The sequence below is a fragment of the Pseudomonas sp. A genome (genome assembly GCF_056270345.1).
Genome location: NZ_CM149873.1, coordinates 66312 through 79857, shown reverse-complemented (window position 1 = coordinate 79857; position 13546 = coordinate 66312). Strand labels below are relative to the sequence as shown.

The following is a 13546-nucleotide window of genomic DNA, read 5'->3' as shown; positions in this document are numbered from 1 at the left end:
GTGTCATCAGGGCTGTGCGTTGGCAGCCAGGTGTTCCAGCGCGGACTCCAGGGCCAGCCGGTAACCGGTGGCACCGAGACCGCAGATCACCCCTACGGCAACATCGGAAAAGTAGGAGTGGTGGCGGAACGGTTCACGCTTGTGCACGTTCGAGAGGTGCACTTCGATGAATGGGATGCTCACCGCGAGCAATGCGTCACGTAATGCGACGCTGGTGTGGGTGAAAGCGGCCGGATTGATCAGGATGAAGTCCACGCCTTCGTTACGCGCGGCATGGATGCGGTCGATCAATTCGTATTCGGCATTGCTCTGCAGGTATTGCAGATGGTGGCCGGCGGCGCGGGCGCGCTGCTCCAGGTCCTGATTGATCTGGGCCAGGGTGGCGGCGCCATAGTGGCCCGGTTCGCGGGTCCCGAGCAGGTTCAGGTTGGGGCCGTGCAGCACCAGTAGGGTTGCCATCTGCGATTCCTTGGTTTTGTAGGGCAATTCGACATAGCGCGGCGACTATGCCGCAAGCGGCGCTGAGTGTCCAGTTCCCGGCAATAGCCAGCACGATGTCCGAGATTCGCGCAAAGTATGTGACCAGATGATTAAGTCTGGTCACCGCTGCGGGGTTTTTTCACTGGACGCGGGAAGTTATAGCCCGAGTTGGCCGCGCACGCGCGTCAATACCTGGGCGAAATCGCCGGCGTTTATCTCGCCGATGACCCGATCGGTGGTCATTTCGCTGCCGTTCGCGGCAAAGAACATCAGCGCGGGAGGGCCGAACAGCCGGTAGCGGTCGAGCAGGGCGCGTTGTTCGGCGTTGCTCTCGGTGATATCGAAGCGCAGCAGGCGGAAGGCGCCCAGTTGCGGCTGGACTTGCGGCGCATTGAGCACTTCGTGCTCGATCACCTTGCAGCTGATGCACCAGTCGGCGTACCAGTCGAGCAGCACCGGCTGGCCGGCGGCCTTGGCCTCGGCCAGGGCGGCGTCGAGGGCGGCGGGGGTGGTAAGGGTCTGCCAGGCGTTGGCCTTGGTCGGCGCGACGCCGCTGGCCGCGACTGGTGGTGGCAGCGGGCGCAGCGGGTCGCCCTGGCCGCTCAGTGCGCCATACCAGCAGGCCAGGGCGTACACCAGCAGCGCCAGGCCCAGCAGTTGCGCCAGGCGCTGGCGCGGGGTCTTGACCACGAACTCCAGGGCGCCGAGGAACAGCGCCACGCCGGCGGCCAGCAGGCCGACCAGCAGCAGGGTGACCGGCCCCGGCAGCACGCGGCTGAGCAGGCCGATGGCCAGGCCCAGCAGCAGCACACCGATGGCGTTCTTTACCGTGTTCATCCATGGCCCGCTCTTTGGCAGCCAGGCCGCGCCGCCGGTGGCCACCAGCAACAGCGGCGCGCCCATGCCCAGGCCCAGGGCGAACAGTTTCAGCGCGCCGCCCAGGGCGTCACCGCTGGCGCTGATGTACAGCAAGGCACCGGCCAGCGGCGCCGACACGCAGGGCGAGACCAGCAGGCTGGAGAGCACGCCGAGCACCGCCGCGCCGAGCAGCGAGCCGCCTTTGGTGCGATGGGCGAGGTTGTCCAGGCGGCTGCTCAGGGCCTGTGGGAGCTTGATGTCGAACAGGCCGAACATGGCCAGGGCGAACAGCACGAAGAACGCGGCAAACGGCACCAGCACCCAGGCCGATTGCAGGCGCGCCTGCAGGTTCAGGCCGGCGCCGAACAGGCCCATCAGCGCGCCGAGCACGGCGAAGCTCGCCGCCATCGGCAGCACGTAGGCCAGCGACAGCGACAGCCCGCGCAGGCCGCCGACCTGGCCGCGCAGGACCACGCCGGAAAGAATCGGCAGCATCGGCAGCACGCACGGGGTGAAGGTCAGGCCGACCCCGGCGAGGAAAAACAGTAACAGCGATTTCCAGGTCCAGCCCTGCTCGGCGGTTGCCGGCAGCGGGGCGCCTTGGCCGTCGATGCTCAGCCGCGCGGTTTCCGGCGGATAGCACAGGCCCTTGTCGGCGCAGCCCTGGTAGCCCACCAGCAGGGTGAAGGCGCGCGGGTCGTTGCGTGGCAGCTCGATGTCGAGCACGCCGTGGTACACCTCGACATCGCCGAAGAACTCGTCGTGCTTGGCCTCGCCCTTGGGGATGTTCGGCGCGCCCAGGCGGATATCCGCGGGCTCGGTACGGAACTGCAAGCGGTGGCGGTAGAGGTAGTAGCCGTCGGTGGCTACGAAGCGCAGCTTGACGGTCTGGGCATCGGCCTGGACCAGGCTGAGCTTGAAGGCTTCGTGCACCGGCAGGAAGTCGGCGCTGTTGGAGGCGGCGCCGAGGGTGGCGCTGGGGCGGTTGTCGAGCAGGCCCGTGGCGAAGACGGGGCTGGCCAGCAGCAGGAACAGCAGGAAAAACAGGCGGCGCATGGCGGACTCGCGAGGTGGAACGTGGCGGCATGATAGCGGAGTTGGTCGTCGTTAGGGCCGAGTTGCCTGCAGGGGCGACACATGGCCGCTGGCCAGTGCATCGCCTGTGCCGGCCCTTTCGCGGGTAAACCCGCTCCCACAGGGATCGCGCCGTGTCTGCGACTGCGCAGCCCCTGTGGGAGCGGGCTTGCCCGCGAAGAGGCCCTCACAAGCGGAACGCCCGCACCGCCGTATTCAGCTCACCCCCCAGCTTGAGCAACTGCTCGCCCTGCTCACGCCCTTCGCCAATGCGCTGCAAGTTGTCCTCGCCCAACTCATGAATCCGCTCGCTGTGATCGCGGATCTCGCTCACCGCGCCGGTCTGCTGCGCGGTCACATCGGCGATCCGCACCGCCGTGTCGGCAATGGTGCGGATGGCGCTGACGATCGCGTCCAGCGCGCCATCGGCCGACTGCGCCTGGTTGGCGGTGGCCTCGGCGTGCTCCAGCTGAGTGCGCATGCCGTCCACCGAACTGCGGGCGGCCTGCTGCAGGCGGTCGATCAACGCCTGGATCTCACCGGTGGCGCCGGTGGTGCGCTGGGCCAGCGAGCGCACTTCATCCGCGACCACGGCGAAGCCACGGCCCATCTCGCCAGCCCGGGCCGCTTCGATGGCAGCGTTGAGGGCCAGCAGGTTGGTCTGCTCGGCAATCGCCCGGATCACCGTGAGCACGCCACCGATGGTCGCCGACTCTTCCGCCAGTTGTTCGATCATCCGCGCGTTGCCCTGCACCTCGTCGACCAGCGAGCGCAGGCCGGACAGGCTCTGGCCGATCACCGTCTGGCCCTGCTCCACGGCCCGGCCGGCATCGCGGCTGGCCTCGGCGGCGGCGCTGGCATCGCCGGCCACCTGCTGGATGGTCGCCTCCAGCTCACCCAGGGCGTCGCGGATCTGCGCCGTGTCGCCGGCCTGGCGCTCGGCGCCGTCGTGCAGGGCGCTGCTCATGCCGGCCAGGGCATGGCTGCTGCCGGCCACCTGTTCGGCGTTGTGGCGAATGGTGCCGACCAGCTCCACCAGGTACTGGCGCAGGCGGTTCAGCGATTCCTGGATATCGTGCAGCTCGCGGTTGGTGCGGCCCAGGGCGATGGCCTGGGCGAAGTCGCCCTCGGCCCAGCGCGACAGTGCTGGCGCCAGGCTGGTCAGGGTGCGTGCCAGGCGGCGCTGCAGGGTGTCGATCAGCAGGGCGATCAGCAGGATCAGGCCGATCATCAGGCCCTGGATCAGGCGCACCTCGCCGGCGATGGTGGCGTGCAGGCCGCGCACCTCGGGCTCGAGGCCAGCGATGGCCTGCTGCACCGCCTCCAGGCGCTCGCCGGTGCTGGCGGCCAGGGCGGCGCGGCGCTCGATCTGCTCGCGGGTGCGTTGCAGTTCGCCGGGGTAGCGGCCGAGCAGGCTGTGCAGCTCGCGCTTGAGGCCCACGGCCACATCCTCCTGCTGGCTGCTGGCCTGGGACTCCAGGCCCATCATCGCGGCGAAGTCGTCGGCGTTGGATTCGGCGGCGCGGGTCACCCCCAGCAGCGGCATGCTGTCGATGGCCTGTGCCTGGGCGGCGATCTGTTGCAGTTCGCGCTCCACCTCGGCGGCCAGTTCGGCGCGGCCGCTGCTGACCAGCTTGTCGCGGGCCAGGGACAGCCGGCCCAGGTGCAGCGAGGCCTCCAGCAGCGGCGTCAGGTAGCGGCCGGCATCGCTGCTGGCGCTGTCGCGGGCGTAGCCGGCCAGTTGCTCGAGGTTCGCCCCCAGCTCCCGCTCGGCCTGCAGCAGCAGGGCCTGGGGATCACCGGCCAGCTTGCCGGCGGCGAGCAGTTCGTTGGCGGTGAAGCCCTGCAGGCTGTCGAGGCTCGGGCGCAGCTTGGCCGACAGCTCCTGCGGCCATTCGGCCAGGGCGGCCTGCAACTGTTTGTTGGCCTCCATCGCCGCGGCATGGCGCAGGGCGTCGCCGCTGCCCAGGTAGGCCTGGATATTGCGGGCGGCGTCATTCTGGAACTGCTGGGACAGGCCCAGGTAGCGCTCCATCAGTTGGTAGGGACGTTCCAGGGCGCGTTGCGACCACCACAGGGTCGCGCCCAGGGCGATACACACGGTCACCAGCAACAGGGTGTTGAAATTGGTCAGCCACTTCAGGCGCATAGCCGCGAACTTCCTGCGGAGGGGGAGTGGAGAGGTCGGGGCCTGAAGTTATTGCGATTTTGTGACGGGGTGATGACGACGGAGGGTTGGCGCCATAAAAAAGTGGCACAGTGCCGGTATTGTTTGCCGGCTTCTCTCTGTAGGAGCGGCCTTGTGCCGCGAAAGGGCTGCGCAGCAGCCCCGGCAACTTCGAGGGTGGCTCAGAACCTGGGGCCGCTGCGCAGCCCTTTCGCGGCGCAAGGCCGCTCCTACAGGATCGAGTTAAATCAATGGGTTACGAGTTTTCCATGAGAGCGGCCCATGTCAGCGGCTACGGCTCGACCCTGACCACGCAGTTGCGTCCGGCATGCTTGGCCCGGTACAGCGCCTCGTCCGCGGCGCTGGCCATGGTCAGCGCATCGAGGCTGTCGTCCAGCTGCACCACCCCGGCGCTGAAGGTGCACTGCAGGTCATGCGGCTGCGCCGGGTAATGGATCTCGGCAAAGCGCCGGCGGATCTCGTCGAGCACCTTGTGCGCCGCCTCCAGCGCGGTGTTGGGCATGACGATGGCGAACTCCTCGCCGCCGTAGCGGCCGATGAAGTCGGTCTTGCGCAGGCGCTGCTTGAGGAACAGCGCCAGGCTCTTGATCACCCGGTCACCCATGGGGTGCCCGTGGCGGTCGTTGATCTTCTTGAAGTGGTCGATGTCGAGCATGGCGAAGCTCAGCGGCTGCGTTTCGCGGCGGGCGCGGAAGCTGCAGTCCTCGAGCAGTTGCAGGATATGGGTGTGGTTGTACAGCCCGGTGAGGCTGTCGCGCACCATCCGCGCCTTGAGGTGGCGGGCGCGGGCGGCGCGGTTGCGCACGGTGGTCACCAGGTGCCGCGAGCGGATCGGCTTGGTGAGGAAGTCGTCGCCGCCTTCGCTCATGGCGTCGAGCTGCTTGTCCAGGTCGTCCTCGGCCGACAGGTAGATGATCGGCACGCTGACGTAGCGGTCGTTGTGGCGGATCACCTTGGCCAGCTCCGGGCCGGTGCACTCGGGCATGTACAGGTCGAGGATGATCAGGTCGGGCTGGAAGTCGGCCAGCTCGCTCATGGTGCGGATCGGCTCGGTCAGGGTGCGGGTGATGATCCCGGCGCTGTTGAGCAGGCGCTCGGTGTGCAGGGCCTGGGCGCGGGAGTCGTCGATCACCAGCACGCGGAACGGGTCGTACTGGGTGGCGCTGGTCAGCAGTTCGAGTTTCTCCAGCAGGCTGGAGGCGTCCAGGGTGCCAGTGAGGAACTCCTGGCCGCCGGCGCGCACGGCGGCCAGGCGAGTCGGGGTGTCGGTCTCGTGCAGGCAGAAGAACAGCAATGGTACCGGCTGCTCCAGCCCCTGCTGGGCCTGGGCCGCCAGTTGCAGGCCGATGCCGCTGCCGGTGAAGTCCACGTCCATGACGATGGCCGACGGCAGGCGCTCGCTCATCGACGCCTGGAACGCCTCGGCGCTGCACAGCGCCTGCACGGTCAGGCCGAAGAACTCCAGCTGCTGGGCCAGGCGCTCGGCGCGGTCGTGGTCCTGCAGGACGATGTACACCGGTTTGCGCAGCGGCGGCAGGGGCACGTTGTCGAGCTGGTCGCCTTTGCGCAGGCCGGTGCGCGACAGGCGCTGCATCAGGCGGTTGAGTTCGCTGATCAGCTCGGAGTTGAGCCGCGCGCTGTTGGCTTCGATGGCACGCAGGGTCTGGCCGATGGCCGTCGACAGGCTGCCGTGCTCGGGTTGCTCGAAGCGTTCGGCGTAGCGTTGCAGGCGCAGGTTGGCTTCGCACAGCTCGCCCAGATCACCGCTGGACCACTCGCCACGCTGCAGGCGCTGCCAGATCTCGAGGATCTGCCGGGCCTGGTGGATCACCCGCTGGGCAAAGTGCTGCTTGAGGCGTTCGTGGCTCGGCTCGGCTGGCTGGGTCATGTCCTGACTACTTATGAGTGGGAGGGCGCAGGTTCAATGATGGCTCTATGCTAGCACTGCTTTTCCGACAAGCGAGTGCCTGGGGTCAACAAAGTGTTCAGGGACCGTCATTCAGTTGCCGACCCGATGGTCGCTTATACGAATGGCGGCGTCTGCTTTATAGTGCTGGCATGCGGGCTTGTCGTGGCACCCTGGCCGAGGCCTGTGGTCCAAGCCCTGAACCGTTCGTGACTGATTAAGGACAATGCCATGCTGGATTGGAAAAACCGCGAGGCCAAGGCCGAGCCCCGTGAGCGGGTCGAAACCCGCGGCGCCGCCACCCGTAGCTACCTCGGTGGCCTCTGGAGCCGTGCCCTGGGCACCTTGATCGGCCTCTACCTGCTGGTGTGCATCGGCCTGGGCTGGTACTGGAGCCAGGAGCCCGAGCTGTTCCCGGTGCAGCAGAGTGCCCAGGCCGCCGCCGAGCGCAACGGCCAGCAGATGGTCATCGGCTACACCACCGTCGAGACCCTCAAGACCGTCGCCGGCACCTTGCTCGACAAACCGGGTGGCTACATCTCCAACGACCGCTTCCCACCAGGGCTGTGGATGGACAACATGCCGAGCTGGGAATACGGCGTGCTGGTCCAGGTGCGCGACCTGTCCCGCGCCCTGCGCAAGGATTTCGCCCGCTCCCAGTCGCAATCGACCGAGGACGCCGACCTGGCCAAGGCCGAGCCGCGTTTCAACTTCGACAACAAGAGCTGGATCCTGCCGTCCAGCGAGTCGGAGTTCGAAGAGGGCATCAAGTCGCTGAACCGTTACCAGACTCGTCTGGCCAAGGGTGACCAGGGCGCGATCTTCTACACCCGCGCCGACAACCTGAACAACTGGCTGGGCGACGTGGCCACCCGCCTGGGCTCGCTGTCGCAACGCCTGTCGGCCAGCGTCGGCCGGGTCAAGCTGAACAATACCCTGAAGACCGAGACCGTGGCCCCCGGCCAGGCGCCGCAGGTCGACGAGGAAGTGGTCGAGACCCCGTGGCTGCAGATCGACAACGTGTTCTACGAAGCCCGTGGCCAGGCCTGGGCGCTGTCGCACCTGCTGCGCGCCATCGAGGTCGACTTCGCCGACGTGCTGGCGAAGAAGAACGCCACGGTCAGCGTGCGGCAGATCATCCGCGAGCTGGAAGCCTCGCAGGAAGCGCTGTGGAGCCCGATGGTGCTCAACGGTAGCGGCTTTGGCATGTGGGCCAACCACTCGCTGGTGATGGCCAACTACATCTCCCGGGCCAACGCCGCGGTCATCGACCTGCGCCAACTGCTGTCCCAGGGCTGATATGCCGACCAATCCTGCCGAGGTCGCGCACCGCGCGGCCTCCGACGCCGAGCTGGTGGCCTGGGTCGACGAGCATGACCAACTGCTCGGCGCCTTGCCACGGGCCGAGCTGCGCGAGCGCGGCCTGATCGGGCGCTGCACGTTCATTTTGCTGTTCAACGGCGCGGGCGAACTGTGCGTGCACCGGCGCACCCTGAGCAAGGCGCTGTATCCCGGTTACTGGGATGTGGCGGCCGGCGGCATGGTCGGGGTGCAGGAGTCCTACGCCGAATCGGCGGCGCGGGAGCTTGCCGAGGAACTGGGGGTGAGCGGCGTCGAGTTGCATTTTCACGAGACGTTCTACTTCGAGCAGCCGGGCAACCGCTTGTGGTGCGCGGTGTATTCGGCGGTGTGGGACGGGCCGCTGCGCTTGCAGCCCGAGGAGGTCATCGAGGCGCGGTTCATCAGCGTCGAGCAGGCCCAGGCCGAAAGCACAAAGCTGCCGTACTGCCCCGACTCGTTGGTGGCATTGCAGCGATACCTAGTTTCGAAGTGTTGCAATAAAGATATTAGCACTGAATAAAAACTCATGGCGGTGTTCAGTATTAACCTCGTCAAGGTCATTGGGGTTTGGGTTTTGGAAGTAAGATAGTGCGTTGTCATGATATAGATTTTGAAGTTCGCTAGAATGATTGTTATAAAGGTCATACATGCTGGGGGGTGAAGACATATATGCAGCTCTGGCCTTTGTGTATAGTGCTGAGTCCGCTGCGGATACGCCCCTCAAAGAAATTGATTTTGTAAAAAACAGGATTGTTCTTTCTTTAACTAATATATCATTTCGGTAATCTCTAGAGCTGGGTATCCAAGAGAATGCCTTTAGTGTTCGTGAGGAAGAAATATGGCGGGCCACCTCGGGTGGGACCTTATTGCGGGATACATATCTTTCAAACTGACGTGGAGTCATTCTGCGAGTGGCTTTCAAGTGTACTTCCGCACTATCGACTATGCTGGAGCCATACGCAGCCCGTGCAGCGAATAAAGAGTCGCTGCTGACGGCTTCAAATGATGAGTTCTTGGCAATCGCACTAAGTGTACTTGAGTTATTGATGGCGGCCTGAGCTGAAAGCGCTCTTAATGTGGGAACCCTATCTTGCCCAGAGGGGTCGCTATAGTTGACAGGATCGTTGTTGCAAAATGCGTAACTGTTTAAACCGCCGCTGGCAAACGGGCTGAGAAAGTCTGGTGTGCCAAAGCGCATAATGGAAGGCCAGAAGGCACGCTTGCCATTCCCTAGCAAGTAATGGCTCGCATCGTGGCTCCGAAGTTCACCGTTGAAGCCGAGCGCAGTGTCAGGGCTTGTTTTGCGCCGATCTGTGCCATAGGGGGCGTAGGTGAACTGCCCAAGTGGCATGTCGTGAGAAGCTGTGCCAAGTATGCTTTTTGCCTGATTCTGAGCAAGCAGGATGGATCTACAGTTTTTCATCTGATGCCTCGTTTTTTTTTATTGTTCATTACTAATTGTTGTTCAGTCTACTGGCAAAAGTATCAGGTAAGCGGCAGTTTGTTAGGCACGCTCAAGCGCCGCTGCGGCACCGGCGGCGCGCTCAAGGACGGCGTCATCGAAATCCAGAGCGACCACGTCGAGCTGCTGCTCGCCGAGCTGGTGGCCTGGGTCGACGAGCATGGCCAACTGCTCGGCGCCTTGCCACGGGCCGAGCTGCGCGAGCGCGGCCTGATCGGGCGCTGCACGTTCATTTTGCTGTTCAACGGCGCGGGCGAACTGTGCGTGCACCGGCGCACCCTGAGCAAGGCGCTGTATCCCGGTTACTGGGATGTGGCGGCCGGCGGCATGGTCGGGGTGCAGGAGTCCTACGCCGAATCGGCGGCGCGGGAGCTTGCCGAGGAGCTGGGGGTGAGCGGCGTCGAGTTGCGTTTTCACGAGACCTTCTACTTCGAGCAGCCGGGCAACCGCTTGTGGTGCGCGGTGTATTCGGCGGTGTGGGACGGGCCGCTGCGCTTGCAGCCCGAGGAGGTCATCGAGGCGCGGTTCATCAGCGTCGAGCAGGCCCAGGCCGAAAGCGCAAAGCTGCCGTACTGCCCCGACTCGTTGGTGGCGTTGCAGCGGTACCAGGCTGGCCTGATCTGACCGATCGCGGGGCAAGCCCGCTCCCACGCAACTGCACTTGATACCGTGGGAGCGGGCTTGCCCCGCGATGAGGTTGCAAATTTTTCGTGAAATAGCGCAAGCCCGGAGCGCTACAAGGCCCGTGTTCAGTCGTAGGCGTACTGGTCGATCAGCCCGAGGCGCGGCACCTGTGTACCCGGTTGCAGGAGTGCGCCAGGCGCGATAACGGCGTTTGCCCCGATCTTGCAGCCGTCGCCGACCAGTGCGCCGAATTTGCTGACCGCTGTCTCCATGACCCCCTCGCCGTGGCGAATCCTGATGGGGGCGCCGTCCAGCTCGTTGCGATAGTTGGCGATGATGGCGCCGGCTTCGACATTGACCGTTGAGCCGATCAACGAGTCGCCGACGAAGTTGAAGTGCGCCAGCTTGCTGCCGTCGAGCATGAAGCTGCTTTTCAGCTCGCAGCTCGGGCCGACGACGCACTGGCTGCCCAGGTAGACCCCGCCCCGCAGGTAGGCCCCGGCGGCCACGAAGCAACCCGCGCCAATGATGATCGGGCCTTTCAGGACTGCGCCCGGTTCGACGGTCGCGGTCTCGTGGACCACGCAATCGCCCTGGCGCCGGTAGCCTGGCGGCAGCCTGCCCAGCAATGCCAGGACTTGGTTGTGGCTGTCCTGGGTCACCTGCCAGGCCATGGGCGGAGCCAGGCGCAGTTCGTGCCAGCGGGCAATGAATGCGCTGATGGCGGGAATTCTCATTGGGCGGTCTCCTGCATGAGGGCTGGCGAAGTCCGTACTATGGCGGCTGCTCCAGTCATTGCCATAAACGAATCGTTACCGGGTGTTGGAGCAAGGCGTCCTCGCTGCAGGCTCCAGGTTCGAGCTCGCGGGCAAGGTTGTAGCGCCGCAATGCGCCAGGTCGCAAAACATTCGTAAAATGGCGCAATCCTGTACTTAGCAACAGGCAGAATTATCGTTACACTGCGCGCCCTTTTCGGGCTGTCGCAGGACCTTGCGGCAGTAGCGCCGCCCCTGCCAGAGTGGGGCTTCGCGGTCGACACCCGTCGACCAGTTTTTTGTCCTCGGCACAGAGGAACAAAAGTGGCCAAGAAAGCTTCTTCCTTCGCCGCCCTTGGCGGTCTCGTATATTCCACCGACGCCGGTCGGCACTGTCCCGACTGTGGCCAGACGGTGGACGCCTGCATCTGCAAGCAGCAGGTCATCCCCGAAGGCGATGGCATTGCCCGTGTGCGTCGTGAAAGCAAAGGTCGCGGCGGCAAGACCGTGACCACCATCACCGGCGTGCCGCTGCCCCTCGAACAGCTCAAGGAGCTCGCCAGCACGCTCAAGCGTCGTTGCGGCACCGGCGGCGCGCTCAAGGATGGGGTCATCGAGATTCAGGGCGACCATGTCGAACTGTTGCTCGGCGAGCTGATCAAACAGGGCTTCAAGGCGAAAAAATCCGGCGGCTGAGGCCGTCGCGCGACTTTTCGCCCAGCGCTTTCTAAACTCGATGCCGTGGCCAGGGTCTATCCGGGGGCACGGACGATTCGTCATTTTCAGCTTCTACACTGCGCCCGCCACCTGATGGGGCAGTGTCTTGGACTTATCTATAGGGGACTTGAATGTCCGTACGACGCACACGCAAAGACGATGGTAGCCAATGGACCGTGGCCGACAGCCGCAGTGTTTATGGCATCCGCCATTGGGGCGCTGGTTATTTCGCCATCAATGAGGCCGGGCGCGTCGAAGTGCGCCCCAACGGCCCGGACAGCGCGCCGATCGACCTGTTCGAGCAGGTTCAGGAGCTGCGCCAGAGCGGTCTGTCGCTGCCACTGCTGGTCCGTTTCCCCGACATCCTGCAGGACCGCGTGCGTCAGCTGACCGGCGCCTTCGACGCCAACATCGCGCGCCTGGAATACCAGAGCCAGTACACCGCGCTGTACCCGATCAAGGTCAACCAGCAGGAAGCGGTGGTCGAGAACATCATCGCCACCCAGAACGTCTCCATCGGCCTGGAAGCCGGCTCCAAGCCCGAGCTACTGGCGGTGCTGGCGCTGGCGCCGAAGGGCGGCACCATCGTCTGCAACGGCTACAAGGACCGCGAGTTCATCCGCCTGGCGCTGATGGGCCAGAAGCTCGGCCACAACGTGTTCATCGTCATCGAGAAGGAATCCGAGGTCGCCCTGGTGATCGAGGAAGCCGCGGAGTTGAAGGTCAAGCCACAGGTCGGCCTGCGTGTGCGCCTGTCGTCGCTGGCCTCGAGCAAGTGGGCCGACACCGGCGGCGAGAAGTCCAAGTTTGGCCTGTCCGCCGCCCAGCTGATCTCGGTGGTGCAGCGTTTCCGTGACGCAGGGCTCGACCAGGGCATCCGCCTGCTGCACTTCCACATGGGTTCGCAGATCGCCAACCTGGCCGACTACCAGCACGGTTTCAAGGAAGCCATCCGCTACTACGGCGAACTGCGCGCCCTGGGCCTGCCGGTCGACCACATCGATGTCGGCGGCGGCCTGGGCGTGGACTACGACGGTACCCACTCGCGCAACGCAAGCTCGATCAACTACGACATGGACGACTACGCCGGCGTGGTCGTCGGGATGCTCAAGGAGTTCTGCGACGCGCAGGGCCTGCCGCACCCGCACATCTTCTCCGAGAGTGGCCGCTCGCTGACCGCGCACCACGCCATGCTGGTGATCCAGGTGACCGACGTCGAGAGCCACAACGACGAGATGCCGACCATCGAGAACAAGGAGTCGCTGCCCGAGACCGTGCAGTGGCTGGCCGACCTGCTCGGCCCCACCGACATCGAGATGGTCACCGAGACCTACTGGCGCGCCACCCACTACATGGGCGACGTGGCCGCGCAGTACGCCGACGGCAAGCTGACCCTGGCTGAAAAAGCCCTGGCCGAGCAGTGCTACTTCGCCGTGTGCCGCCGCCTGCACAACTCGCTCAAGGCCCGCCAGCGCTCGCACCGCCAGGTGCTGGACGAGCTGAACGACAAGCTGGCCGACAAGTACATCTGCAACTTCTCGGTGTTCCAGAGCCTGCCGGACACCTGGGCCATCGGCCAGGTGCTGCCGATCATCCCGCTGCACCGCCTGGACGAAGAGCCGCTGCGCCGCGCCGTGCTGCAGGATTTGACCTGCGACTCCGACGGCAAGATCAACCAGTACGTCGACGAGCAGAGCATCGAGACCAGCATGCCGGTGCACGCGGTCAAGGAAGGCGAGGACTACCTGCTGGGCGTGTTCCTGGTGGGCGCGTACCAGGAGATCCTCGGCGACATGCACAACCTGTTCGGTGACACCGACTCGGTGAACATCTACCAGAACGCCGACGGCAGCGTGTACCACGCCGGCATCGAGACCCACGACACCATCGAGGACATGCTGCGCTACGTGCACCTTTCGCCGGAGGAGTTGATGACCCACTACCGCGACAAGGTGGCCAGTGCACGGATCACCGCCCGCGAGCGCACGCAGTTCCTTGATGCGTTGCGGCTTGGGTTGACCCGGTCGTCGTACCTGTCTTCGTAATCGCCGGGGCCGCCTTGCGGCCCTTTCGCGGCACAAGGCCGCTCCTACAGGGAGAATGCATACCCTGTAGGAGCGGCCTTTGTGCCGCGAAAGGGC

The 13546-nt window shown here is 65.0% G+C and carries 11 protein-coding genes; 5 read left to right on the top strand and 6 right to left on the bottom strand.

Annotated elements, in window-relative coordinates; all coding sequences use genetic code 11:
• Window positions 1–6 precede the first annotated feature (6 nt).
• From aroQ to AC0MAZ_RS00310, 4 genes are all read right to left on the bottom strand, one after another.
• Window positions 7–459 (bottom strand): type II 3-dehydroquinate dehydratase, encoded by a 453-nt coding sequence (aroQ, locus tag AC0MAZ_RS00325; protein ID WP_011535870.1) that lies wholly within the window; start codon window positions 457–459, stop codon window positions 7–9.
• 177 nt (window positions 460–636) lie between these two features.
• The gene (locus tag AC0MAZ_RS00320; RefSeq protein ID WP_475859758.1) at window positions 637–2394 is read right to left on the bottom strand and encodes a protein-disulfide reductase DsbD; all 1758 of its coding nucleotides are present in this window, start codon (window positions 2392–2394) and stop codon (window positions 637–639) included.
• 205 nt (window positions 2395–2599) lie between these two features.
• Entirely contained in the window at window positions 2600–4345 is a 1746-nt protein-coding gene (locus AC0MAZ_RS00315; RefSeq protein WP_475861375.1) for a methyl-accepting chemotaxis protein, read from the bottom strand.
• Window positions 4346–4871: 526 nt separating this feature from the next.
• Entirely contained in the window at window positions 4872–6488 is a 1617-nt protein-coding gene (locus AC0MAZ_RS00310; protein WP_475859757.1) for a diguanylate cyclase, read from the bottom strand.
• 249 nt (window positions 6489–6737) lie between these two features.
• Here AC0MAZ_RS00310 and AC0MAZ_RS00305 point away from each other — a divergent pair, with 249 nt between their 5' ends.
• Complete coding sequence (locus tag AC0MAZ_RS00305) at window positions 6738–7805, top strand: DUF2333 family protein (protein WP_203650323.1); 1068 nt, start codon at window positions 6738–6740, stop codon at window positions 7803–7805.
• 1 nt (window position 7806) lies between these two features.
• Window positions 7807–8367, top strand: a complete 561-nt coding sequence (locus tag AC0MAZ_RS00300) for an NUDIX hydrolase (protein ID WP_475859755.1) — start codon at window positions 7807–7809, stop codon at window positions 8365–8367.
• On the opposite strand, the gene AC0MAZ_RS00295 is transcribed toward AC0MAZ_RS00300, so the two are convergent.
• Entirely contained in the window at window positions 8326–9270 is a 945-nt protein-coding gene (locus AC0MAZ_RS00295) for an RHS repeat-associated core domain-containing protein (protein WP_475859753.1), read from the bottom strand. The genes AC0MAZ_RS00300 and AC0MAZ_RS00295 overlap by 42 nt on opposite strands.
• A gap of 135 nt (window positions 9271–9405) precedes the next feature.
• Between AC0MAZ_RS00295 and AC0MAZ_RS00290 the strand changes: the two genes are divergently transcribed.
• On the top strand, window positions 9406–9933 hold the full coding sequence (locus tag AC0MAZ_RS00290; protein ID WP_475861374.1) for an NUDIX hydrolase: 528 nt from the start codon (window positions 9406–9408) through the stop codon (window positions 9931–9933).
• 125 nt (window positions 9934–10058) lie between these two features.
• Here the strand turns inward: AC0MAZ_RS00290 and AC0MAZ_RS00285 are convergent, their stop codons facing one another.
• Complete coding sequence (locus AC0MAZ_RS00285; RefSeq protein ID WP_475859752.1) at window positions 10059–10670, bottom strand: DapH/DapD/GlmU-related protein; 612 nt, start codon at window positions 10668–10670, stop codon at window positions 10059–10061.
• A gap of 342 nt (window positions 10671–11012) precedes the next feature.
• On the opposite strand from AC0MAZ_RS00285, the gene AC0MAZ_RS00280 reads away from it, so the two are divergent.
• Together AC0MAZ_RS00280 and speA are read left to right on the top strand one after the other, a co-directional pair.
• Entirely contained in the window at window positions 11013–11384 is a 372-nt protein-coding gene (locus AC0MAZ_RS00280; protein ID WP_203650329.1) for a translation initiation factor Sui1, read from the top strand.
• A gap of 152 nt (window positions 11385–11536) precedes the next feature.
• A complete protein-coding gene (gene speA, locus AC0MAZ_RS00275) occupies window positions 11537–13450 on the top strand; it encodes an arginine decarboxylase (protein WP_028691191.1) in 1914 nt (637 codons plus the stop codon).
• Window positions 13451–13546: the final 96 nt, after the last annotated feature.

Coding starts and splice junctions, on each gene's coding strand:
- aroQ (WP_011535870.1), bottom strand. CDS start 459: ATGGCAACCCTACTGGTGCTGCACGGCCCCAACCTGAACCTGCTCGGG.
- AC0MAZ_RS00320 (WP_475859758.1), bottom strand. CDS start 2,394: ATGCGCCGCCTGTTTTTCCTGCTGTTCCTGCTGCTGGCCAGCCCCGTC.
- AC0MAZ_RS00315 (WP_475861375.1), bottom strand. CDS start 4,345: ATGGAGGCCAACAAACAGTTGCAGGCCGCCCTGGCCGAATGGCCGCAG.
- AC0MAZ_RS00310 (WP_475859757.1), bottom strand. CDS start 6,488: ATGACCCAGCCAGCCGAGCCGAGCCACGAACGCCTCAAGCAGCACTTT.
- AC0MAZ_RS00305 (WP_203650323.1), top strand. CDS start 6,738: ATGCTGGATTGGAAAAACCGCGAGGCCAAGGCCGAGCCCCGTGAGCGG.
- AC0MAZ_RS00300 (WP_475859755.1), top strand. CDS start 7,807: ATGCCGACCAATCCTGCCGAGGTCGCGCACCGCGCGGCCTCCGACGCC.
- AC0MAZ_RS00295 (WP_475859753.1), bottom strand. CDS start 9,270: ATGAAAAACTGTAGATCCATCCTGCTTGCTCAGAATCAGGCAAAAAGC.
- AC0MAZ_RS00285 (WP_475859752.1), bottom strand. CDS start 10,670: ATGAGAATTCCCGCCATCAGCGCATTCATTGCCCGCTGGCACGAACTG.
- speA (WP_028691191.1), top strand. CDS start 11,537: ATGTCCGTACGACGCACACGCAAAGACGATGGTAGCCAATGGACCGTG.